Raw genomic sequence first — 24,953 nt, forward strand, 5'->3', positions numbered from 1 at the left:
AGTCATGTCCGAGCTCTCAAATCCTTACGCCTCTCCAAGTTCGACGCCAGGTGATTCTTTGACGCAGCTAGGTGCAACCTTTGACGTCGCGGGCAAAGGTGCACGATTTGTAAACTTGCTAATCGATTCTGCTGTTTACTACGCGATCAGTTTTGCAGCTGGAGTCGTTATTGCATTGTCGTCTAGTGAGGCATTTCTCGATTACTTGGAAAAAGTTCCAAACTTCCTGCTCGGCCTACCGATCTATTTTGGATACTACTTTACCCTTGAGGCGACGACAGGCAGAACGCTTGGCAAAATGGCTACTGGCACAATGGTGATCAATGAACAAGGACAGCCCCCATCGCCAGGGCAAGTCGCAGGACGAACACTTTGCCGATTGATTCCTTTCGAGGCTTTTTCCATCCTTTTCGCGAGCAGCGAACCTCGTGGATGGCATGACAGTATTCCGAAGACCTACGTCGTGAAATCGAGATAAGCTAAACGTCTGGAAAGTTTAGTCGGAACGTTCTGATTTAGACTCCCGATACTGGCTGGGAGTCATGCCGATCTCTTTCTTGAATGCGGCGGTCATATACTCCGGATGAGAAAATCCCGTTCGTTGAGCGATTTGATGGATCGAATCGTCGGTTTCCGTTAACAGTTCTTTGATTCTCGTTAATCTGATCCTCATGATTTCTTCATGCGGCGAATGCCCTATGTGTTTCATAAATCGATGCTCCAAGGAACGCCGCGAAATAGGCGTCACCTTGAGAACGTCGCATACTTGAATACCGCGAAGTGCGTTGCGGCGAATATAGATCAACGCCTTCGTAATTTCTTGATCGGGAATCGCCATGGTATCGGTCGACTCTCGAATTTTGACTCCAAGTGGTTTGGTTACAAGTCGAGTTGAGCGATCGACCTGCTCTTTGTCCATCATGCGTTGCAACAGTTCCGCTGCTTCAAAGCCAGTTCGATAAGTGTTCGGTTCTATGCTAGAGAGAGAGGGGGTGCAGAGAGAGTAAAGCAGGTGATCGTCATCGACCCCAAGCACGGCCACTTCTTCGGGGACAGATATGTGCAGTGACCGACATAGATCTAGTAGATGCTTTCCCAAATAGTCGTTACAAGTCATAACGGCGGTCGGGACAGGCAAGGATCGAATCCATACCGAAAGTTCATTTTGTACCTTGTCCCATTGAAACGACGGATCGTATCGATGGACCAGTTGGTGCTCAAAGTATTTGCAGCCCGCATCCTCGGCGAACGAGCGAAAGTATTGTCGTCGCGAATTGGACCAGGCATATCCAGCCTCCCCGCAGAATGCAACGTTCGCAAATCCTCGGTCTAGAAAGTGGTCGATCGCGAGCTGTGCAATGGCTTCGTCGTCAGTGTCAGCCCATGGAATGCCTTGAATTCGTCTTGCTGCGCTCAAGTCGACGATGGGGATCTGCAACTGCTTCAATGAGGCACCAACTTGGTCGGTTTCAATGCGGGCAATAATCCCATCACCCTTCCAATCAGCAAGCCAAGGGGGCGGAGGAGCGCCTCGCTCTTGTTCGTTGAGGTAAATCGACCATTCGCCTTGTAATTTTGCGAACGCGTGGATTCCTTCGAGCAGCCCGCGGCAGTAACCACTCGACATTTCAATTAGCAATGCAACCGCACGCGAGCTCATGACGTGATCCGTGTTCTAGTGGCGGTTTGCGCACAACAATGACTGCGAAGCATACTGACCAGTGTAAAAAATCTACGACTGTATACGCAAAGTTTACTGGTAAATCGATTCCGAACAAGTTCTACTTCTGCCCGTTGAAGGATTTCTGCCGCTAGAGTGTTGTTTTGTTGCGGGAGCCTTGATCGCTCAACAGCACTAGCGACCAGGTTTTTGCGCAAAATTAATGCTTTAGCGAGCAGACCCTTCTTTCTCGCTGGCTCGCTTGTAAATTCCTCTCGGCTGGCAATTTTCCGGACAACAGTTCTACATACGCAATCGGGCGGCTCAAATTAATCGTAGCGCGGCGCACGTTTGTTGATAAGACACCTCCAGGTCTAGAGAGATGGCATGCTCGTTGTCCAGCCAAAGAGGCAAAACAGGTAATCGCTGCCCGACAAGCATCGGGTACGCCCAAGATTCAAACCGCGAACGAGTAGCCATACGATGACTGCGACATGTAACCGCGTAGGTCGATGGAGGCTCTGGAGTAAATGCAGGATCGGTCTGACCGAAATTCTTGAGCACTTCGCAGTACAGATTGAAATGTTTCACTGTCACCAGATCCACGATCGAAACACAAATCTTTTTCTGTAGTAGGGCCGCGCATTTGGAGACAAAAGCCTGTCGAGTTTCAGGACGATCTTTGTTGGCAGGGCTCACAAGTTCTATGGCGGCTACCAGTTCTCGCCCTCGTTGTTGATCGAAGATTAAGACTTCGTACTCGAAGTTCTCAGTGGGATCGAGTTCCAGAGTAAGGGTAGGGACTGGAGGAGCCCAAATGGCCGTTCCCCCTTCATTAGCCGTTTGATCCGATGGCAAAGTGTTTTCTCCAACCATATCAAACGTGCAAACATCGACTTCAAAATTCTTTCCCAGATGCACTCGAGGCTCAGCGACATATTGCTCAGGCAGTAACTTGCAGAGGTCCATGACAATCGCCATGGGCCAGCCTCCATGAAATCCCTCCCAGGAACCTCTGTTCGAAATGGGGGGGCGAAAATGATCAAGCAATGGCATAGGAATCTCCTCTAGTAACCATTATAGCCAGCAGCCTGAGGAAACGAAATCGTCTTGCGGTTGGCCGAAGACCAGGAAATTGCCAATTTGATAGCTGGCCATAGCTTGATTTTATTCTGTTAAGGATGTCGCTGTCCATGTACCAGTTCATGTCGGAAAATTCCACGCAGCCCCGTCGATCCAAATACGTTGTGATGGGATCTGCCACGTACCAGTGATTCGAGTTCCGTCGACCGCATCAAGGTGTTGCTGGGTATTGTGGCTATCTGGGAATATTGTCCTGGAAGCCTAAACGCGGAGACGCTGAGAGCGCTGAGGGGACGCGATCTAGCAATCTCTGCGTCGTCTCCGTCTCTGCGTTTAACAATATTTTTAACCTAGTGGTCAATCCAATTTTAGAATTACGCCTTCCACCAGTCACTGGCATTAAACAGGGGTGTCTGTTTAGCCACGCCTAAATCTCTGGCTCTAAGCCAGCGGTGTTGCCGTGAAGAAAATCGAAGTCGCAACCCTCGTGGGCTTGCGTGACATGATCCGCGAACATCTTTAAATAACCTCGCTCCCACCTTGGTGCAGGCTTTTGCCAACCTGCACTTCGCCGATTCAACTCTTCGTCACTCACAAGCAATTGTAACGATCGATTATTGACATCCAGTTCGATGATATCACCGTCTTGTACCAACGCTAACGGGCCGCCTTGATGTGATTCCGGCGACACATGAAGAATGCAAGTCCCATAACTGGTGCCACTCATCCGAGCATCCGATATACGAACCATGTCACGGACTCCAAGCTTAAGAAGCTTTTCCGGTAACGGTAGCATCCCCCACTCAGGGAATCCGGGCGCACCAACAGGTCCACCTGATTGCATCACCAACACGTCGTCAGGAGTAACGTCTAAATCGGGACTATTGATTCTAGCTTTGAGATCACTATACGAGGAAAATACAATCGCACGCCCTCGATGCTGGTGCAGCTTGGGATCCGAAGCTACCGTTTTAATCACACAACCATTCGGTGCCAAATTGCCTCGCAGCACACACGTTCCTCCCGTCGGCCACAGGGGATTATCGCGCGTGCGTATCACATTGTCGTCGAGGACCGTCGCCCCCTGGATTTGATCTCCCAGGTTCGTATCGTTGATGGTTTTCGCCTCTAGGTACAGCTTGTCTCTTAACCGGTTGAGCAATCCTGCCAAGCCACCGGCGTTGTAGAAATCCTCCATCAGAAATCGGCCACTTGGACGCAGATCGGCCAAGACCGGAATCTCGCGAGATATGCGATCATAGTCGTCCAGAGTTAGGCGTATCCCCGCTCTACCGGCCATGGCTATCATGTGAACGATCGCATTCGTGGAGCCACTCAAGGTGAGTTGCGCGATGAGTGCGTTCTCGAAATGCTCTCGCGTCAAAAAGGAAAGAGGTGCGATTTGTTGCGTTGCTAATTGAACCGCTTTGCGTCCCGTTGCGACCGCGAGCCGACTATGTTCGGAAACCACCGCAGGAATGCAGCTCGCATTGGGAAGCGTAACGCCCAGCGTCTCTGCAATGCAAGCCATCGTGGATGCGGTTCCCATGGTCATGCAGGTGCCGGCTGATCGGGCGATACAGTTCTCGATATCTTTCCAGTCCCCATCGCACAGATTACCTGCGCATCGTTCCGCCCAATACTTCCATGCATCTGTTCCGCTGCCGAGCGTTTGATCCTTCCAACGCGCTTTTAGCATTGGTCCGGCAGGAAAGAAAACGAAGGGTATGTTGGCAGAGATGGCTCCCATAATCATAGCCGGTACCGTCTTATCGCATCCTCCCATCAAGACGGCAGCATCCACCGGATGACATCGCAAAACCTCTTCGGTCTCCATGGCCAGCAGATTGCGGTACAGCATGGTGGTGGGCTTCATGAGCATCTCACCCAAGCTCACGACCGGGATCTCCACGGGAAAACCACCCATCTGCAGAACACCTCGCTTTACCTCATCCACGCGAGACTTGAAATGCGAATGGCAAGTGTTTAGGTCGCTCCACGTATTGAGAATAGCGACGATGGGTTTACCAAGGTAATCCGCATCATCAAAGCCCATCCCCTTTAGCCTGGAGCGATGCCCAAAGCTACGCAGATCATCTTTAGAAAACCATCGGCTGGACCGAAGTTCTTTTGATTGCCCGTCCAATTCACGCTCCTCGTATGTTCTAAGCCGACTGTGTAATTAAATCGTGATCTGCGAAAATTGAATTTACATTAAGATATCTCTGGTACAACGTAGGGAGCTCGATACTCACGCTTGAGATACTTGTTTGCGTCTTGCGACCCATTCCCAACAAAGATTTCTTTCGCGGGATCGAACTCCAGCATTTTGCTGATCCGTACGTTAGCATCTTCGATATCGAGAGAATGGGCGGCCAGGTGATCCTTCATTTCGCCGACGAGAGCTCGCCATTCCGGAAGCTCCACTTGCCCGGCGGCTTCCAGTGAGAACGGCTCGCCTGTTTGGAAGACAATATTGGCAAGATTGCACCATCCGGTCGAATCATGGCCGACTTGGACATCGGCGGCCAGCATCGAAGGATCGCGGGATCGAATAGCATTGAGAAAGTTTTCTTGATGCAATCCATTTCCGCTGTTACCACGGAAGCGTTTCATCTCTTTGCCGTCTGAGTCGTAAGCCACCGCACCACCACGCTGCCCTTCGAGCCGACCACCTTGTCCAAAGGCGATGTATCCGCTACCGGGTCCCTTGACTCTGGGTTGTTTGTCCGAGTCGGTGCCGGCTGTGAGATTGCTAAGTCCGATGACAACGGGAATCGAACCCGTATCGAAGTAAACGAAATGAACGTTCGGAGTTTCTCCGGCATCGTTCCAAACGACTCGCCCACCGCCACCAAAGATGCGTTTAGGCAAGTTAACTTTGTCGAGGAATACATTGTTTCGCAAATCATCGAGCACGTGAACGCCCCAGTTCCCCATCTCTCCGGAGCCGGTGTTAAAGTCCCAGTGCCAATCGTAATGAAAGTTCTCGCGGAATATCGGGCGATCTTGAGCGGGTCCCAACCACAGGTCGTAATCGATTTTTGGGTCGATGGGCAAAGGAGTCGATCTGAGTCCAATCGATTTGCGGACACCGTAACGATTCACGCGGGCAGTCAGGATCTCGCCTATTCCTTTCTCTTCGTGGAGAAAAGCTTTAATTTCTGCCTGCATCGGGTCGGAGCGTTGTTGGGTGCCGACCTGGCAAATACGATTGTACTTTCGGGCGGCGGCGATCGTCTGCTGGCCTTCCCATTGGCTGTGCGAGAGTGGCTTTTCGACGTAAACGTCCTTGCCCGCTTGCATGGCCCAAATCGCTGCCAAGCAGTGCCAATGGTTGCAGGTCGCGATGACAACAGCATCGACGTTAGGGTCATCAATGAGATTTCGCAAGTCTGCGTAGCCTTTAGCTTGCGGGGCGAATTGGGAGCGAGCTCGTTCCACCTTGGTGCTATCAGGATCGCACAGGGCGGTGACGGCGGCACCTTTGAATTTGGTAAAGGTGCTCAAGTGCTCATTGGCGCGACCTCCGCACGAGATGAATCCCAACCGAATTTCATCGTTGGCCATCGCAAAACTACGAGCGACCGAGGGGCTGGTATTCGCCGCCGTCGTTACCAGCGCCGAGGTGGCTGCGAGGTTGGTTAGAAAGCGACGGCGTGAGGTTTTCTTGTTGCGGTTCATGCTAAGCTCCTGAGAGGTTGATAGGGAAGGATTATCATCCACCAGTTTAACACAGAAGCGATTGCCTGTGACGCAGCGTCGGCCAAAGGAGGACCACAGCTATTCGAGATACACTTCGCCAAAGGATTGTTGCAGGAGATCGGGGCGTATTTTTCCCCAGCGCCACGATCGACCGGACTTTAGGTTGATGATGGTAATCATGGCGGGGCTAAACAGCCCTGGATCCACTTTGTAGAAGTCGCAGTTGTAGCCTCGGAATGTTTCAGCAAAGGGGCGACCGTAGTCCTTTGAGTGACTGCTCGGTACTTTCGCCCCCACCGACTCGATTGTTGAGTCATCCGAATCGACCCAAAGGGTTACATGCGAGCCATAGAGAATGGCATCGTTCGTGCGGCCAATCCCATCTACAAAATCGAGTGCTGGAGGAGGAAGTGGGGCTGCTCCGTGGCCGTGCACCACAGCTTCGAGTGGGAACCCAAGTTCGAAAAGTTTGTGAAGGCTCGTCTCTACCGATCTCGCGACCACCTGAACTGTACCGGCGATGGATCGGGTTGGAGCGACACACAAGAAAACTTTTGAGGGTTCTACTTTGCATTCTTCGGCCACAAGGCTAGCGACCGTGCAGTCGGGTAACTTGTCGCATTCCAATACGCCAACCGCGTACTCGCTGTCGTCGGTGACCAGTAGGGCTTCTAGGACTGGTTCGCGCCCCCGCTTGGCTCGCATCGGTCCCGATCCCATCGCAAAAAAGCCCTCACATTGAACGGGCCAACCCGCGTACTGACTGGCCATGCAAGCGTTCACGGGATCCTCTGTATAGACTTGGATGAGTGGCCATGGTCCGATGGAGCTATCCGCAGGGTGAACCGTAACTTTCGCTCGGTCCGCCAAACAGATACGGGCAAGGTTTTGGCCAGCCAAAATGCCTCCCGTTGTTTGGATCCCAAAGTCGATGACTGTCGCTCCGCAATCCAACGAATGCGATGCGATATGCCACGATTGCGTGTGACCGAGTGCAGATCGGCAGATGCCGAGAGATTGGTCGTTTAGATTCCTGGAATTGATTTGGGACAACGTTGCACCGGCGGGGGGTTGGAGGATGTTTTTTTGCTAGCGATGGAATAGCGACCACACTATAGCGATTTTTCGGATTCGTCCAGGTCGAAATTCCTTGGGCTGATTAAGGCGAATCGTTTTCATTTCGTATTTGGTCGGCTATATTCAAAAAAGGAACGGATTTCTTTATTCAACGCAGGAATGACGACTCATGGATGGCTCCAAGATTTCGTTCGGGGTAACAGGTGTTGTTTTGTGGGTGACACTAGTTTTTTTGTGCGTGACGCTCAGTGTGGCACAATTGCCATTCCGTGATCGAACGAACAGTACAAGCCCCCGGTCACATCCCTGGCTGGCGACTGCTCCTGGCGAGTATTTGCGTCTTATTAATCGCGGGAACGTTGGTATCAAGGTCGATGATGCGTTGCTGGCGTCTCATCGCAAGGCAGCTCTTACGCAATTCGAGATAAAGTTAGACTACAAGTGCATCTATAGCACGCCACGTGGGACAGCTCAAGACATTGGGCGTCAGTCTCCTAGAGCGAGCACAACGCTAGACTTTCGGTACACGCGCCGCGACTTGAAGGTGGCCCACTCCATCATCATTCCCAACAGCTTCCAACCGGATGAACCCTGGAAGGATCGCTTGTTGAAGCATGAGATGGACCATGTCGCGATTACGACAGACCCGCGGTTGTATACCGTCGTACAAGGAATCTTCAGTCGGGGAGCCACTTTCGTGATTCCACTCGATGGAGGGCGTGTTCCGAGTTCGATCGAACTGCAAGGGTACATTGATCAATTTACGGCTGCCCGCATTTCCGAGCTCGAGTCCCTTCTCCAATACCAGTACGATGAATTGGACCGAGTTTCGCGAGATGGGTTGGAGGATTTAGAAGACAGGCTTACTTTTTTCCAAAATCTCTATGACTACGAAGCTTGTAGGAAACGATTAACTTTGTGCCTCGATAATGTCAGTCGTGAGACGTGGGAGCGATGGACGCGGCTCGAATCCAAGAAACTTTCCGCTCATTACTCATTGAGCAGGTAAGTCTGAATTTTCACGAGAACAGATTGCAATACATAAGCACGAAAAAAGCGAGCCATTTCTGACTCGCTTTTTCATTCTCAACAGATACCTCGAATCCTGCTTAAGGGATCGGAGTGCCTGTGAGCTTTTCTTCTTCTTCTTCAGGAATGATGATTCTCGGAGAGACGGTCATCATCAGAGTACTGGTTTCCCGACCGATCGCATTGTTCTTGAACAATCGGTTCAGGTAAGGGATCTTGCTCAAGATTGGTGTTCCCCGCTCCACTCGACCTTCAGACAGACGCTTGATACCACCCAAAAGGATCGTTCCGCCATCTGGAACGTTAACCGTGGTCTGGATACTGGTGGTACCCAGGGTCGGCTGTTGGACCGTCGTTCCCTCGATAACCTCATCCTGCTGGTTTCTCGTACCCGTTGGCAATCCCGTGTTTGGGTTCAGGATGCTTGTACCGGTGTTGCTCGAACGACGTCCTTGGAAGGTGAACTGTCGGTCCGCGTTTTCAAGGCGGGTGAACTGTGGCACCAGAGTCATTCTAACAAACCGTCGATCTTGGGAGACGACTGATTGCACATTCAATTGTGTTCCTTCATTGAGAACCACAACGATTGGCCTTTGAGCCACGGCAAAGTCACCGACAACCGGCTCAAAGGAGACCACGAACGGTCGCTGAGCAAAGTCGTTGATACTTGCAATCTGGCCGTCAAACATCGTCACCTTCGGTGCATTGAGCACGTTCTGACGACTGTTACCTTGCGAAGCTTCCAGGAAAAAGAACAACTCTAGGTCACTCAAAATCGCCAATCCGAACGTGGTAGCCTGATTAATATCTGGAGCCCCGAATGGTGGGTTGACGGAAAAATTGTTGCTCAGCCCAATATCAAGATCGCTCGTAAAGCTTGGTCCCGCAGGTGTATTTCCTGCGCTCAAGCCAACTGCGACGCGAGGGCCGCTATCATCGTTTGGCAACCTGCGGACGTTGTCGTCTTTCTTGATGTCAAAGTCGATGCCGATTCTCTCGAAGAACGTATCTTGAAGCTGGATGAAGCGAACTTCGATTGTCACCTGAAGATTCATAAGATCTCGCAAGCTCTTGAGCAGATCAGCGAGTGCCTCATGTGTCTCTTGCGGAGCTCGTACCAGCAAACTCAGCGTTTGTCGGTGTTCGATCATCGAGCTGGTACCAGAGTTCGATTCCCAAGCATCGGGCGTAACCACGGTTTCAATGAGCTGTATCAGTTCGCCAAAGTTAGCCAGGGGTGATCCACCGAAGCCCTGAGTTGCACCCGGAAACCCTCCCGGAGTGCTCGCTCCGTACATGCTGGACGACATCCCGGGAACCATGCCTCCGAAGCCTCCAGGTCCCATTTGTCCGTTCATACCTGGCATCGCAGCCAGCTGGGTTAAGACTTCTGATCGCGGATCGATGCTAACAGGATTGGCAGCAGCCAGTGCGGATGCTCTCCCTTGTCCTGGAACACTCGCGCTCGCAAAACTTGTCTGCGCGTTGTAGGCAGCCTGCAATGCACCTGCCATGCCCGTATTGTAATCGGATACAAAGTTTGGAATGGGGATGACCAAATCCTTGATCGAGTAGGTCACGGTAATGAGCTCAGGCTGAGAGAACTGCTTGCCTTGAATCGTGAGGGTCTCGTTCTTCACGACATACCTCAGGTTCAGCTTTTCCAGCATCAAGTTCAACGCACTCTTAACCTTGATCGAGTTCCCTTGTAGGTCGAGGGAAACCGGTTGATCGATCGAGACGTTTTCGACTTGAAGCGATCGCTCATCAATGTCGATTGGAATTCCATACATCTCTCCGAAGGTTCGCATCACATCGACGAGAGGTCTTCTATCGAAGGATCCCGAGAAGGATTCGTCGAGAGCTTCCCATATGCGTTTCTCCGATGGTAACATCTTCGATTCGCTTTGCGATTTCAATCGATTTCGACTCAACTGACTCCATTCATTCGCCGGACCAAAGCTCAAAATCTTTCGGTCGTCCTGAGGGATGGAGGCGAACTCAGTGCTCATCATCATGTTCGCGAAACCGTATTCTTTTTGTTCGCGAAGGAGTTCGTATTCGTTGTTATTTGCCTGAATCTTGGACTTGGCAGTCATAACGGCAGCGATCTCCGAGCCCGGACGCAATTCTGCTACACGTCTGGCAACCTCAACCGCTTCGTCGAATCGACGCTGATCGATGAGCGTATTATACTGATCCACTAACGAAGAGACCTGTAGGTCGGACCTTACGAGCTGGTCGGCTTCGACCCGCATCCGGTCTTCGATCTGCTTGTTGGTCTGATCGAGTTGAATAGCAACTTTGTTCTGCTCTACCCACTTCTCAATGTTTCCACTGACTTGATCAACGGTTGTCAGAAGGGACTTCTTGTACTCGTTTGATGCATCGCTTTGGCCGATCCGAACGCGGAGGGATCGCAGCTTGTCGAGCGCCTCGAGAGGTTTGTTTTGCATAGCCAATCGCTCGGAGTCCGCAATCTCACCGGTGACTTCGCTGAACAATCGCTGTCGTTTGCGCAGTTCGTCTTGGTTGGCTGCGGAAACAGCGTTGATTTCCTCAGGCGCACCACTTTGGCGAGCGCTGACCTGGAGCATAGCCATCTTATCCTTGAGCTGTGTCAAGGTCGGCTGATCGAGGTCCTGTCGCTTCTGATACGCAGCTCGGAACTTCGACATGGCAGCGTCGTTGTTGCCCGCTGCCAGTGCGTTCATTCCTTCGCGATACAATTCTGCACCGTTGGTGTCTGCATCGTAGGAGCTTAATACTCCACTAGCTGCCGCGACCCGTGAACCATCCTTTTGAGGCTGATAAACACCAGACTCAACAGGTTGCTGGTTGGGAGCTAATCCGCCAGCTGGCTGAACAGAGCTAGCGGTAGCGACTCCCGAGTTTGCCTGCATGGCCTCGCGACCTTTGACAGCCAGTTCTAGCTGCCAAGGACGAATGGTGCCTGGTTCAAATTCATTGTCGGGCACACCGAGAGCTTTCGCTTGATCCAGCAGGCGACGCGCCGAGGCGATGTCACCACGATCAAACGCCAGTTTGGCTTGCGAGGTCAGTGCGGTTGCCTGATCTCGCTTTGGATTCGCAGAGGCCTGTGTCGACCCTTGCTGGGGCTGGTTTAACCCTGGCAGAGGTGGTAACGCGGCGTTCGCTGAACTAGGCGGTAACAGGCTAGGAGCAGCTGGTGCCCCAGCACCTCCTGCAGCTTCGCTTTCCTTGTTCGCTTCGTTAGCACCAAAAGCTGACGTGGCGGGAGGCAACGGTGGTAAACCGCCTGTTGTTCCGCTCTGTCCTAAGACCGTCGATGTCGCGACCATTGGTGTGGCGAGGCCAACAAGCAATGGAACATAGACGGGCGACGGGACCGCCGACAAGGCAGTTAAGAGCCGTAATGTCCGGAGGGGGGTTAGATGTTTCAACGCGACACTCCTTTATCGCTTTTGTTAAAAAAACGCTCGTCTCATTTCATCAATGATCGACGGTCCAAACAGAAGTCGTGTTCATCATTCCCTTGCGGAACACGGCTCCGGTATGGAGACCAAAATCTATCTGGGTGGGGAATAGGTGGTAAAGCAATCGCTGGTCAATAGCAGATTCGCTGTTTCGGAAAGTTTTTTTCAAATGGTAAAATGGGGAGGTGTTCAGGGCTTTCGCAGCTTCTCTGGAGCCCCCGTTTTACCTTGTGGGCTGTGGGACCTTACGTCTCAGAACGCCACCCATCGTCTCGAACGGACGTGGTTGGCTAACCGAATGCTGTATTCCTTCAGGCGGGAGCGAGGGCGCCACTGGCGTGTCACTTGGTAAGGCCGGCATTTCTGCTGGCAAGACGGATTGATCTGCCCGAACCGGGTTGTTGTTGCCAGCGGATTCCGCGATCCTGGACGCTTGACCTGTCGGGCTGTGAATACCCGCCACTGCTAACGATTGTTCCCCGTATGAGCCGGTGCTCTCGCGGCTTCGCAGCTCATTTAGGTAATAGCTGCCTTGCCCACGAGTCAAGCCGCTCTCGCTATTGGATCGGGTTGTCTCCGCACTCGCGGTTCTCACGCCCTCAAGCGGGCCCTCTCCTGTAGCCAAAGCTTTAACAACGGGCTGCGCCGAAGCAAGGCTGTTGATTGTATTTCCTGTACTCAGTCTCGCCACCAAGGCGTGATCACCATGCCCTCGAGCGATAGCCGTGAATCGACTGACATCTCGTCCGCCGTTGTTCACCCAATCGTTCCAAGCGACTTGAAGCTTGCCAACCAAGGGGTAGCCATAGATCTCGTTTGTTGCTGATACCCAGTCATTGTTCTTCATGCCAGCTTCGAGGAAGCGAATAAAGGTTCGTGGGCCTTCCTCTCCTCCCTGTGCTATCAGAAAGCTCGCCAGGCTGTAGCCTTGTGCATACAGTGGCAACGGGTTAGCAGGGTAGTCTTCCAATAAGAACAAGGTCGCGAATGGTAGTCCTTCTCCTTCGGAAAGAAACTTGATTAGCAGTTGATCATGTTTGCGACGCTCAGCCTCGTGCTCCACCGTAGTGCACATCCCTTCGTCGGCCCAACGCGGGACGGGGCGACCGTAGGGTGCAAAGTGGCTAGCGATGATGGTATGGGTTACCTCATGTGGCAAAACCGAATCGAGAATTCGTTCACGCGTGCCTCGGACAGTCATCTTGAAATTGATAACCGCTCCGCTGACGAGGGTGTAATTAGTCTCACCGCTCGCGAGAGCCCGGGGGCTATCTTGTACAAAGAGAACGCAGGGTTTTGACCATTGCGGTAGGGCTTGGCCTGTCCAGTGAATCGCTAGAGCCTTTCGATACTCCTCGGCAGCTTGAGAAACCTCTTTAGCCCAGTTCGGATCGTTTGCATAAACAGTAAAATTGGGGCTGGCACTCATGAAGCGCGGAGGTGCACCCAAGATCTGAGCAAAGCATTCGTTCCAACAAGCCAACGCTGACATCGTTGTCATCAGCATCATGCCTATGGTTCTCAGTGAAAACATCATCGCCTCCCTGCGGTGATTGGTGGTTCCACCCCTGTTGATTCTGCATCCTTGCAGTTTCCTCGAGGTGTCGTTGGGTCATCAGCTAGCCAGCTCGTTCTTGGCTGACCGTCCCGAGTCTAGAAAACGGAGAAACGACGGCTCCAGGTCAATCTTGAGCCAAAGTCGGGAAAATTTCGCAAATATCTACTTTGCTAGCGAACCGCAAAATCGATGCTACGTGCATTGATGGCTGGAAAATGCGGATTTTTTATTTGGCTCCCATACACAGTGCGAACGGTAACAGCCTTACCTGTTCGATATGCAAGGCATGGACTTAAGACACAATCTCAGAATTGGACCAGGTAGGGACGCTGTGCTGATCGGGGCAGTACTGCTGGCGGTCGCTCTCGCCTTTTTGGCCTATGTCGCGAGACTAAACGATGTGACTCACGATGCATTTCACGAAATGGCGTTAGCACGCGAGTTTTTTGAACGAGGCTCGTTCCCCCATGAAGACCGGTTTGCGTTTACTCCAACGGTGTCGCCTGCTGTGCACCACGAATGGGGAACCGGGGTTTTGTTATACATAGTTGCCGGCGCGAGCCCGCTGGGGCTGGATGGAATGGCCGTCACTCGCCTCCTGCTAATCGCCATGCTCGGGCTCTGCATATACCGCGCGGCGAGGAACAGCGGAGCTCATCCTCTCATGATTGGCCTATGCCTCCCGATCGCTTTTCCGCTGGCTTGGGTTGGGTTTGCGACCTTACGGGCACAACTTTTCACCCTGCTGTTTTTGGTCATCCAAATCCTGCTCCAGCAGAGCGACTGGCGTGGTAAAAAAAGCTGGGTTGCAGCATGGATGTTGTTGTATGTCGCCTGGCTTAACGTGCACGCAGGATTCGTCGTCGGGGTTGCAGCACTCGGATTGCATGTGATTGAACGATGGTTGGGCTACTGGCGGGACTCTTCCCGCCCTCGAAACGTTTCCGACTTTTTTGAGCGTTTTTGGCATCACTTTCTTGTCGCCGCATTCCTGGGGATAGGAATTCTTATAAACCCCTGGGGCATTCAGTATCCGGTCTATTTGTGGAAGGCGATCCTGATGCCAAGGCCAACCATGTTCGAGTGGCAACCCCTTTGGTTTATTCCTGACCGTGCGATCAGCCTGGGAGCATTTGGTGTCATGGTTGTCACACTGGGGTACTCTTTCAAGTCGCGTCAATGGCGGAGGTTGCGTGGCTGGCTATTCTGCTGCTTAGCTGCGTACATGGCTCTCAAGCATATTCGACATGGCTCGATTTTTGCAATCGCCTGGATGGTTTATAGCCCCGGCTGGTTGACACCTACTGCTTTGGGACGCAACTGTTTGGCAGCTGTTCAACGGAATCGAAGGATGGCCGTGCAAGCTTGTTATATAGTTGGAGTCGCAGCAACAATTTTCTTCGCCCAGCATGCGGCTTGGCGTGCCAATCTACCGGATTCCGGTCCAGAGCTTAGCATGGTCTACCCCGTTCAGGCTGTAGAGTTCCTGAGGAAGAGTGAGTTCCAAGGCAACCTTATGACACCTTTCGCAGCTGGGGCATACGTTAGCTGGACTTGCTATCCGAACGTTCGGGTGAGCTTGGATGGACGCTACGAGGTGGCATACCAACACGATGTACTACCCAAGCACAACTCCTTTTTTGCCGCAGGGCCAAATTGGCAAGCGGTGCTTGAGGAATACGCTCCTGATGCCATTTTGGTCAAACAAAATGCACCGGTTCGCAAGTTGCTCGGTTCGCGTGAGACCGATACCGAACACTACCACCTGGTTTACGAGGACGATACTTTCGCGGTGTTCGTTCACGATTTGCTGTCGGTGCGAACATCATCGTTCCGCTGGGGTTCGGTCAATCGCTGAACAACTTCCAAATCGTCATGAGGAGCCATCGAACGCAAAACAATCTCGATAGAGTCGACTAGCGTGTTGCACCAGATCGGACGCCCACCCTGTGACAGCTTAGTCGCCAAGTCCTTGGAGCTGCCGGTTTTCGGATAGAGCCGAACGCAACCGCTTTCAAGCTTTGATTCACTCCAGATGCCAGCTCCGATGGGGCAAGCTTTTACGCACGCCTCCGCCCTTGCAATCAACTCGCTCCCCTCGATCTGCTTGGCCATCCGCTGTGCTCGATTTAGCAGGTTCTCTGTCGAGGTCGTAAGGACCTGCCCCAGCTCGGTTTGCTCCCACTCTTGAAGACTCGATACGGACTGAATCGAGGCACTGAGCAGGAGTTTCGTGATCGCGGAGGAATCAATACCACACGATTGCACCTGCGGACGGACAGCACCAGCCAAATCCGAATGCTCTCGGAACAAGATCATGCACCCTTCTGAGGTGCCTATTAAGTATTCAGTCGGAACAATGGCGATATCAATACCCTCTTGCCAAAGGGATTTGACGTTCGTTCCTAGACTTGGCTGCGTTCCCGGCTCGAACAAGATTCCATCGAACACCAATTCCACAAGACGCATCTTCCCTTTAGATTTCGCCGAGAGAAGTGAGGCACGGGTATTGGAAGAGCCGTCGGTAAGCTTGCGGTTTGGGGTGACCGAGAGGGCGAAACACGATCTGTCGTGGCACGCAGATAGAATCTCGCTTTCTTGGCAATCTTGATTGGTCCCCACTTCTAAAACAGACGCTTGTGCTGTGTCCAAGACTTCGCGCAGACTGCAACTGTTGGCAGAGCCAAAGCGTGGAACTCGAATGCAGTTTTGTCGGGGGAGAATCCAAGGCGAGTTGTCCCCCGTGCGGCGTGCAGCGCTGGCTAAAGCAAATAATGCAGAGGCTGTGGAATTCGTCAGGACGACTTCCTGGGCACCTGTTCGCTGACAAATATTTTTCGTCAGGTCATCCGTTAAGTGGGCGGTGTCGACGGTTCCCGGCAAAGAGCCGGCGAGAAACAACGCCTGTTGCGAACTAATGGGAACGCCAGACCATCGAGACGAAAAGAGTTCGCCTGTACCATTGATGCCTGGAGTTAGATTGCCCGATTCCAATCCAGTAAAGAAATGCTGTGCCAGATCCTCCATCCATCGAGACGCATTCTCGAAGACTTGCTGGATCGGCTGCAAATTCACATTGCTGAAACTCTCCTTCAAGCCCGCTTTCTCGGCTGCCTCCTTCAATGCGTCGGCAATTTTAGGATTGCCTACGAACTGAGAGATTTGCTTGACGGCTTCTGTAGGAAGGAATTGCCGAAAGTTGTTTGGGAATTTCATAGCTTACGTGAAGTTAGGAGATCGTTGACCGTTTTGATGTACTGCTTACCTGAACCAGTATACGGATGAATTAGGTTGTAGTAGAAAATGTACCATAGGGCGGCGATGCCATCTTTAAGGCCGATCTTCTTGCCTTCCTCGTAGGTGCGACCATAGTAGGAAATGGGAACCTCGTAGGTGCGTGCATTGGTCTTGCAAATCATGGCGGTAAGCTCCACCTCCATACCGAAGCCAGCGCTCGTAAGCTTTATCGGTTTGATGACCTCCTTTCGAAACGCTTTGTAACACGTCTCGATGTCGGACATATTTCGATTCGTCAAGAAGTTGCTTAAGAACGTCAGGCCCTTGTTGGCGAGGTAATGATAGAAGTAGAGGACTCTAGACGCTCGCTTCACTAAAAATCGACTGCCGTAAACGACGTCGGCCACGTCCTTTTGAATTGGGGCCACGATATCAGGAATCTCATCGGGGTCATACTCTAGGTCAGCATCCTGGATGATCAAAATGTCTCCTGTCGCGGCCTCGATTGCTCGTGAGATGGCGCTGGTTTTGCCGCCGTTAACCGATTGCCGAAATAGCTTGATGCAATCGAACTCACATTGAAATCGATCCACGATCTCCGGCGTTCGATCCGTGGACGCATCATCGACGACGATAACTTCTCGCTCGTCAAAAGGCAGATTCAAAACCTTCTCCAGCACTTTGCCAATCGTTGGCTCTTCGTTGTAAGCTGGGATCAGAAACGAGATTTTCAAAGATTTGCTCCCTAACGCATCTGGAACCGAATACCTTCCAATGTCCAGGAAGCCATGACGTTTGTAAATCCCACAATGGATCTCGCACGACGCTAGGGGAACAGGGCATCCCAGGCCGGTAATCCTGGGGCTACGAACAAATTCTCCATTGAGACGGGAACCGTACATCAATCAGAAATTCGCACAATCTATCATCAGATGGGCTAATGAAGCGGTGTTGGTTGCAGGATCTGTTTTACTGATGCTACGAGTGGGGGATTAGGAGGTTTGTAAGCTTCATGCTGGTGGGGATTTACGGCCAGGATGAGCGAAAGCAGCCCCATTGCATGCATTGAACTGATGCTGGCTCTTGTTCCAAATTCTGATTTCCACTCCCGAATAACCATATGACGAGACGAAAGGATCGAGTATGGTAAGGGAGTCACAGACATGATCACTTAACCGGTCGGTCTTCGCAGAATCACCGCATACCTAAGCGATGATGGGCGGACTCAGAAAGCTGGTGTAGAGTTTCGCGGCCACGGACTTTACCCTTAGATTCGCTAAGAAGCAGTTGGCGAGTCCTTTCCCTCCGCTCCTCGGTTTGTTCGGTAGCGACTTAACATCCAGAGTCGTTTTTGCTGAACAACCACCGCGAATGGAATTCCTAGACTTAGGACGCGATTGACGAGCGAGCCGACCGGTTTTTCTTTTTCCCTGCGTTGCTAGCGCGAGCTTAGTTTGTCCAGCCAGTCAGTTCACATTCCAGTACTTCTGAGCGAAGTAACGCAAGCAATCGCCGAAGCAGGCATTCCCGGCGACCGATTGTGGATCGATGGTACACTCGGTGGGGCCGGCCATGCCGTCGAGCTCGTATCGCTCTTGGGGGCGGGAGATTGCCTAGTGGGATTTGACCGAGATCCAGCGGCTTTGGAGCGTTCGGAATCCAAACTTGCGACGATCCCAAGAGAGTGTGCGGTTCGAATCGTGAACGCGAGCTACCGCGAGATTCCCGAGTACGTGCGTGATGGGACCTTTGGGCCTGCGGATGCGATTCTTCTTGATCTAGGGCTATCCAGCGACCAACTGGAGGATCGAAACCGAGGCTTTTCGTTCAAGGTTGGTGGACCGCTCGATTTGCGATTTGACACCACGCAAGGAATTTCCGCTGCCGAACTGCTGCAGAAGGGAACAGATCGCGAGCTAGCCGACATTATCTATCAGTATGGTGAGGAACGGTTCAGTCGACGCATAGCGAGAGCGATCGTGGAGCAAAGGATCTCCTCTCCTGTCGAAACTGCCGAACAGCTCGCCGATTTGGTCCATAGAGTGGTGCCCGGCAAGATCCATGGTCGGATTGACAGTGCCACGAGAACCTTTCAAGCACTACGTATAGCGGTTAATCATGAGCTTGAGCATCTGACCGTGGCCATGAAACGCTTGCCTGAGTGTCTCAAACCCGGAGGCTTGTTAGTTGTGATTTCTTTCCATTCGCTTGAAGATCGAATCGTAAAGCACGGCATGCGAGATCATCCGCTCCTCGATGTTGTCACGCGAAAACCGATCCTTCCCACTGAGCAGGAAACCGAACAGAATCCGAGAGCCAGAAGTGCAAAGCTGAGGATCGCAAAGCGCGTTTTCTGAAACGCTTTCAAGATCGCGGAAGAGCGTTTCCGCAATTTCACCGGACGTGGCGACTTTAAAAAAATCGCAAACAATTTCTCCAAATCAGAAAAAGGATTGGATAAGTTGGGGGGAGTGTTCCGATTACACCAAATGTAGGGGGGACACGAAACCATGGAAGTTGACCAATGAGTTGGGTACTGCCAGCATTTAATTACAAACCAACGTTGCAACGCTCTTCGCTACGGCGAAGGCATCTCGGCTGGGTAACCAGTTTGCTCGGCAACGCATTGGTACTGCTTGTATCCGCTGTTTTGGCTAGCACTTCTGTGCTGTTCGGCGTAGGTTTGCACGCACAGGATGCTACCTCAAGCTCTTCAGGGTCTCAGGTCCCTAGGCCGCGAATCGGTCATTCGACCGTGGGGCCAGCCTATGGAACAGCAAGCGAAGCGGAAATGTTCGCTAACTCCTCGGTCGCCCCTATGGAATCGACTCATTTCGATCATTTTGATACGGTGCAACCGTTCTCTACATCTACGGCCTACAGGCCTTTCCGATCGGCCGTGGGATGGTGTGGCTCGGTCTGCGACAGGGACTTTTTCTCGACATTTTTGAGTGCGGCACCAGGAGATCGATGGCTGAGAGTGGAATATTTGTACTGGGGTGTAAGTACTCCGAACCAAATTCCATTGGTCGCGGCAAGCGTGCCCGGCACGGCTCCAGAGAACACTGGCGTCTTGGGATTGCCTACCACATCAATCCTTGCCCCTACCGATGATAGCTTTCGTGGACTGTCGGGTTTTCGAATCGCCAAAGGCTGGTGGCTGGAGTGTGCCGATATAGGATTCGAACTGAGTTACACTGGATTGCCACGATCCGAGATGCGCAATGAATTTCGAGCCCCATCGGATACGCATCTTGCTCGCCCGGTCATCGACGCAATCACTGGTCAAGAAATCTCCATGCTGGTAAACCACCCGAATGTTTTAAACGGCAGCGTTCGAGTCACCTCCGATGCAGAGTTTCACATTGCCGACTTCATCGCAAGAACGAGAGCGATTGGGGACGAGTCCGCTTCAGTAAGCAGGCTCTTTGGATTTCGCTATGCTCGTCTAGAAGAAGGCCTCCGAATCGACCAGTCTTCAGACTACCCCGCAGCCCGTGGCCCTATTATCGCGGGCACGCAAGTCGAACTGCATGATCAATTCCGGACTAGAAATCGTTTCGTCGGGGCCGTCATGGGCTTTGATGCTACCCAACGATTCCGTCGATGGTCGCTCGATTTTCAAGGAATGATTTCTGTTGGTAATACCCAATCGTATGTCGACATTCAGGGGCAAACGGTAACATCAGTTCCCAATGCAGGTAGCGCTCTCTTCCGTGGCGGATTGCTGGCCCAAGAAACCAACATCGGTAAAGTCGTAAGGGATCGATTCTCAGTGATTCCGGAGTTCACTGTTTCAGCGAAAGTTCCCTTTCGATGTATGTGGGAAGCGTCCGTGGGCTACCATTTCCTATTTTGGTCTGGAGCTGCTCAGCCAGGAAATCAAATCGATAGAGCTGTGTCACAGTTTCCGCCCGAACCCACCGCCGGCCGATCTCCGCAAGCACTCTTCGATACCTCTGGAGCCATCATTCAAGGCCTACAATTGGGCCTTGAACGTCGATTCTAAGTGGAACCGGTTCTAGAAGGGGGCTTCCAAGATGACGAACACTTGCTCGACCGATAATCCATCCGCATCAGTGCTTCGCACGCGAACCGAGAAGCTCTCCTGATTCGCGAAGTCGATTTCGCCGAGGACAAGCAACTGATTGCCATCGATCTCGAAGAGAATATTGTCCATATCTCCTTCGCCCGCGACCAGCTCGTAACTATGGCTGTCTCCGCTATCCGGATCGTCGGTCGATAGGATTCCAACCAAAGTGCCGGCAGGAGCTAACGTAAAGACAAATACGTTATCGATCTGGATTCCGGTTGGAGCTTCGTTGACATCGAGGATCGCAATGACGAACGTTTGCTCGACAAATAATCCACCTGCATCAGTGCTGCGAACGCGGATGCTCACTTCTGGTGTGGTCTCAAAGTCGAACGACTCTGCGGTAAGCAATTGATTGCCCTCGATCGTAAACCAATCGTTAGCCGTATCACCCTCGCCTGCTACCAAGGTATAGGTATGCGTATCACCGGCGTTCGGATCGAGGCTCGAGAGCAGGCCGACTAACGTGCCAGCGGGTTCGTTCTCGTTGATACTCGTATTGCTTAGTTCAATGGCGGTTGGAGCTTGATTGGACTCTGTTGCACTGAGAACGATCACTTGTTCGACAAACAGCCCACCAGCGTCGGTGCTGCGAACACGGATGGAGAAGCTCTCTTGGTTAGGTAATTCTGCTGCGACCAAGAGTTGGTTGCCCGCAATGCTGAACATTTCGTTATCCGTGTCCCCTTCACCTACGACCAACGTGTAGGTATGGGTATCACCAGCATCCGGATCGGTCGTCGAGAAGTTGCCAACAAGGGTGTCTACCGGCGAGTCCACGTCGACTATGGTGTTGTCCAGAGCCACCATCGTGGGTGCTTCGTTGACATCGAGGATGGTGATAACGAACGTTTGCTCGACAAACAATCCACCCGCATCGGTGCTGCGAACGCGGACGCTGACCTCTGGTGTAGTCTCAAAGTCGAACGACTCTGCGGTCAGTAATTGATTGCCCTCGATCGTGAACCAATCGTTAGCAGCGTCACCCTCACCTGCTACCAAGGTGTAGGTATGCGTATCACCGGCGTTTGGATCCATGCTCGAGAGCAATCCGACTAAAGTTCCCGCAGGTTCATTCTCGTTGATGCTTGTGTTGCCCAGCTCAATGGAGGTCGGAGCTTGATTGGTCTCCGTTGCACTGAGAACCATCACATGTTCGACAAACAGCCCGCCAGCGTCGGTGCTGCGAACACGGATGGAGAAGCTCTCTTGGTTAGGTAATTCTGCTGCGACCAAGAGTTGGCTGCCCGCAATGCTGAACATTTCGTTATCCGTGTCCCCTTCACCTACGACCAACGTGTAGGTATGGGTATCACCAGCATCCGGATCGGTCGTCGAGAAGTTGCCAACAAGGGTGTCTACCGGCGAGTCCACGTCGACTATGGTGTTGTCCAGAGCAACCATCGTGGGAGCTTCGTTGATGTCAAGGATCGCAATGACGAACGTTTGTTCAACAAACAATCCGCCTGCATCAGTACTGCGAACGCGGATGCTCACTTCTGGTGTGGTCTCAAAGTCGAACGACTCTGCGGTAAGCAATTGATTGCCATCGATCGTGAACCAATCGTTGGCTGCGTCACCCTCGCCTGCTACCAAGGTGTAGGTGTGCGTATCACCGGCGTTTGGATCCATGCTCGAGAGCAATCCGACTAAAGTTCCCGCAGGCTCATTCTCGTTGATGCTCGTATTGCTTAGTTCTATAGAGGTCGGACCTACATTGAGATCCGTCCCCGTGAGCACGATCACTTGTTCGACAAACAGCCCACCAGCGTCGGTGCTGCGAACACGGATCGAGAAGCTCTCTTGGTTAGGCAATTCTGCTGCGACCAAGAGTTGGCTGCCCGCAATGCTGAACATTTCGTTATCCGTGTCCCCTTCACCTACGACCAACGTGTAGGTATGGGTATCACCAGCATCCGGATCGGTCGTCGAGAAGTTGCCAACAAGGGTGTCTACCGGCGAGTCCACGTCGACTATGGTGTTGTCCAGAGCCACCATCGTGGGTGCTTCGTTGATGTCAAGGATCGCAATGACGAACGTTTGCTCGACAAATAATCCACCTGCATCAGTACTGCGAACGCGGATGCTGACTTCTGGTGTGGTCTCAAAGTCGAACGACTCTGCGGTAAGCAATTGATTGCCATCGATCGTGAACCAATCGTTGGCTGCGTCACCCTCACCTGCTACCAAGGTGTAGGTGTGCGTGTCGCCAGCATTCGGATCGATCGTGGAGAAAAGACCGACGACAGTCCCCGACGCAGAGTTCTCGGCGACTGTTTGGTTGTTTAATTGGATTGAGGTAGGCGCTTGATTATCTTCATTGACGGTGATCAGGAAGAATCTTTGGAAGCTCCTGCCAGTCGAATCAGTCGTTTGCACTCGGACGCTCAATGGTTGTTGCCCCGTAGCATTAAGAGCCGCGGTAGTTACCAATGCGTTTCCTGAGATTGCAAAAAGGTTGTTGTTGGTATCCCCATCACCACTGACGATCGAGTACGTGTGCGTGTCACCGAGGTCGGGATCAGCAGTGCTTAGCGTGCCAACCACGGTTCCGCTGGGGAGATTCGCCCCCACGATAGTGGAGGACAAAGCGATGCCGGTGGGGGCTTGAGCAGTTGGCAACGCAGGAATGTTGGGTGTAGGAAGTCCAACGACTCTTCGTAGGATGTCACTAGCATCCAGGGGGCTGATTCCCTCGAGGCCTGTCACATCACCGATGATGATAGGGTCAATTGTCGCGAAAGGTCGCATCTGGGGCGTGCCCACTCCTTCGGACAGAGCTCCCACGAAGCCAGAGTCCAATCCAACCCCAACCCGAGCAACCAATCGTGCGTCCTCCGCGTCATAGCGACGATTTCCCGTGACGTCCCCCGGGAAGGCGACTAGGTGCACGGCGTCACGCGTGGCTGCTTCGATAGCCCCGGAGTTAATTTCCAAGGAGCTAATTCGAATCAAATGAGCGGAACCGTATGTTGCATTGTCTGGCACGGATGACTCCAGCACGATCAGGCTACCAGCACCTGCGGCGAGAGGCTCCAGAGAAAAGAAGGCAATGACAATCTCGCCAGGGTTAGTCAAGTTCGCCTCGACTTGGCTTCCGTTGGGGGCACTCGGCCCAAGATTCACATCTGTAACGTTCAGGAGCGAGGGATCGTAGCTGACCGTCATCGTCAAGGAGGTGATTCCAGCAGTGTTCGAAAACTGGATGGGAAGATCAGGTAACGGACTTTGCCCGCTACCCACCGCGGGAACATTTACTGGTTGAGAAGGCCCCCTTGCAAAATCGGGCATGCCCACAACCACTGTAGGCAGGGCCGCCACCACGAACGAAGTAACGAAGTCACCGCCGGGTACCCCATTGCCCGATGGAAACTGACCGTTAAATTCCCCGTCGAGCAATTGCCCCAAAGCCGCGTCCACAAAAGCGTCGCTCGCGCTGCGGAGGGTGGCGAAATAGGTGTCAGGGACCAAAACTCCGGCAGAAGAAACAAAGGTGATGCGATTTCCCTCAACCACTAGAGAACCGCGGACGTTTCCCACCGTCTCGCCTTGGAGGATTACGTCTGCCGCCCCCATCCCCCCTGAGGCCGAATCGTAGAGATTGAGATTATCGAGCTTGATGGGTGCGGTCAGCTCGGCAGTGAAACCGCTGGGGGTGGGGGCAAAGGATCCCACAGCGAACGCCAGCAATTTTCGATCCTCGAGTGACTCGTGGATCAGTTTTCGGAACTTTACCCGGCGATCTTGCCTAGTGTCCTGTCTATTGTTTCTCGAGGCGCTAGGAAACAATTGGTTCTTGAATAGTTCTAGCCACTCATTATGTCGAGCCATACCGAGGTAACCTTGTTGGGAAAGGAAAATCTTAGGGTTTATGCCTATAATCGCGTCTCACTAGAATACATCGGCCCCCCTACGCAAAAACCAAATTTTGTACCAGCTGTAGAGATATTGAACCGATCATTTTCCGATGTTTGAGTACGATTGGAATAATTAGCTTCTTCTAGCCAATTGTCAATTCTTGCATACTCGCCGTAATCTTCCATAACTCGACGA

The 24,953-nt window shown here is 52.4% G+C and carries 15 protein-coding genes; 5 read left to right on the plus strand and 10 right to left on the minus strand.

Features of this window, described 5'->3' with window-relative positions:
• Positions 1-4: 4 nt before the first annotated feature.
• The gene (locus SH449x_RS26725; protein ID WP_482379136.1) at positions 5-478 is read left to right on the plus strand and encodes an RDD family protein; all 474 of its coding nucleotides are present in this window, start codon (positions 5-7) and stop codon (positions 476-478) included.
• Positions 479-496: 18 nt separating this feature from the next.
• Here SH449x_RS26725 and SH449x_RS26730 read toward each other — a convergent pair whose 3' ends face one another.
• The 5 genes from SH449x_RS26730 to mch all read right to left on the minus strand — a co-directional run bounded on the left by SH449x_RS26730 (position 497) and on the right by mch (position 7,501).
• Complete coding sequence (locus SH449x_RS26730; protein ID WP_482379137.1) at positions 497-1,660, minus strand: XylR family transcriptional regulator; 1,164 nt, start codon at positions 1,658-1,660, stop codon at positions 497-499.
• Positions 1,661-1,984: 324 nt separating this feature from the next.
• Positions 1,985-2,716, minus strand: a complete 732-nt coding sequence (locus tag SH449x_RS26735; protein WP_482379138.1) for a DUF4058 family protein — start codon at positions 2,714-2,716, stop codon at positions 1,985-1,987.
• 454 nt (positions 2,717-3,170) lie between these two features.
• Positions 3,171-4,889, minus strand: coding sequence for an L-arabinonate dehydratase (araD, locus tag SH449x_RS26740; RefSeq protein ID WP_482379139.1), 1,719 nt, complete (start codon positions 4,887-4,889; stop codon positions 3,171-3,173).
• A 68-nt stretch (positions 4,890-4,957) separates the two neighbouring features.
• The gene (locus SH449x_RS26745) at positions 4,958-6,427 is read right to left on the minus strand and encodes a Gfo/Idh/MocA family protein (protein ID WP_482379140.1); all 1,470 of its coding nucleotides are present in this window, start codon (positions 6,425-6,427) and stop codon (positions 4,958-4,960) included.
• 99 nt (positions 6,428-6,526) lie between these two features.
• A complete protein-coding gene (mch, locus tag SH449x_RS26750; RefSeq protein ID WP_482379141.1) occupies positions 6,527-7,501 on the minus strand; it encodes a methenyltetrahydromethanopterin cyclohydrolase in 975 nt (324 codons plus the stop codon).
• Between the two features lie 193 nt (positions 7,502-7,694).
• Between mch and SH449x_RS26755 the strand changes: the two genes are divergently transcribed.
• Positions 7,695-8,534 (plus strand): hypothetical protein, encoded by an 840-nt coding sequence (locus SH449x_RS26755; RefSeq protein ID WP_482379142.1) that lies wholly within the window; start codon positions 7,695-7,697, stop codon positions 8,532-8,534.
• Positions 8,535-8,634: 100 nt separating this feature from the next.
• On the opposite strand, the gene SH449x_RS26760 is transcribed toward SH449x_RS26755, so the two are convergent.
• Positions 8,635-11,979, minus strand: a complete 3,345-nt coding sequence (locus SH449x_RS26760) for a hypothetical protein (RefSeq protein WP_482379143.1) — start codon at positions 11,977-11,979, stop codon at positions 8,635-8,637.
• A 256-nt stretch (positions 11,980-12,235) separates the two neighbouring features.
• Entirely contained in the window at positions 12,236-13,522 is a 1,287-nt protein-coding gene (locus tag SH449x_RS26765) for a gluzincin family metallopeptidase (protein WP_482379144.1), read from the minus strand.
• A gap of 334 nt (positions 13,523-13,856) precedes the next feature.
• Between SH449x_RS26765 and SH449x_RS26770 the strand changes: the two genes are divergently transcribed.
• A complete protein-coding gene (locus SH449x_RS26770; protein ID WP_482379145.1) occupies positions 13,857-15,428 on the plus strand; it encodes a hypothetical protein in 1,572 nt (523 codons plus the stop codon).
• On the opposite strand, the gene SH449x_RS26775 is transcribed toward SH449x_RS26770, so the two are convergent.
• Positions 15,371-16,786, minus strand: a complete 1,416-nt coding sequence (locus SH449x_RS26775; protein WP_482379146.1) for a hypothetical protein — start codon at positions 16,784-16,786, stop codon at positions 15,371-15,373. The two genes, SH449x_RS26770 and SH449x_RS26775, sit on opposite strands and share 58 nt — an antisense overlap.
• Positions 16,783-17,541, minus strand: coding sequence for a glycosyltransferase family 2 protein (locus tag SH449x_RS26780; RefSeq protein ID WP_482379147.1), 759 nt, complete (start codon positions 17,539-17,541; stop codon positions 16,783-16,785). Before SH449x_RS26780 ends, SH449x_RS26775 begins: the two co-directional genes overlap by 4 nt.
• 720 nt (positions 17,542-18,261) lie before the next feature.
• On the opposite strand from SH449x_RS26780, the gene rsmH reads away from it, so the two are divergent.
• Together rsmH and SH449x_RS26790 are read left to right on the plus strand one after the other, a co-directional pair.
• Entirely contained in the window at positions 18,262-19,164 is a 903-nt protein-coding gene (rsmH, locus tag SH449x_RS26785; RefSeq protein WP_482379148.1) for a 16S rRNA (cytosine(1402)-N(4))-methyltransferase RsmH, read from the plus strand.
• Between the two features lie 167 nt (positions 19,165-19,331).
• Positions 19,332-20,816, plus strand: coding sequence for a BBP7 family outer membrane beta-barrel protein (locus SH449x_RS26790; protein WP_482379149.1), 1,485 nt, complete (start codon positions 19,332-19,334; stop codon positions 20,814-20,816).
• A 12-nt stretch (positions 20,817-20,828) separates the two neighbouring features.
• Here SH449x_RS26790 and SH449x_RS26795 read toward each other — a convergent pair whose 3' ends face one another.
• Entirely contained in the window at positions 20,829-24,731 is a 3,903-nt protein-coding gene (locus SH449x_RS26795) for a cohesin domain-containing protein (protein ID WP_482379150.1), read from the minus strand.
• Positions 24,732-24,953 lie beyond the last annotated feature (222 nt).

This window comes from Brakhagea baltica, assembly GCF_052161605.1.
In the GTDB taxonomy this organism is placed as follows: Bacteria; Planctomycetota; Planctomycetia; order Pirellulales; family Pirellulaceae; genus JBKCUI01.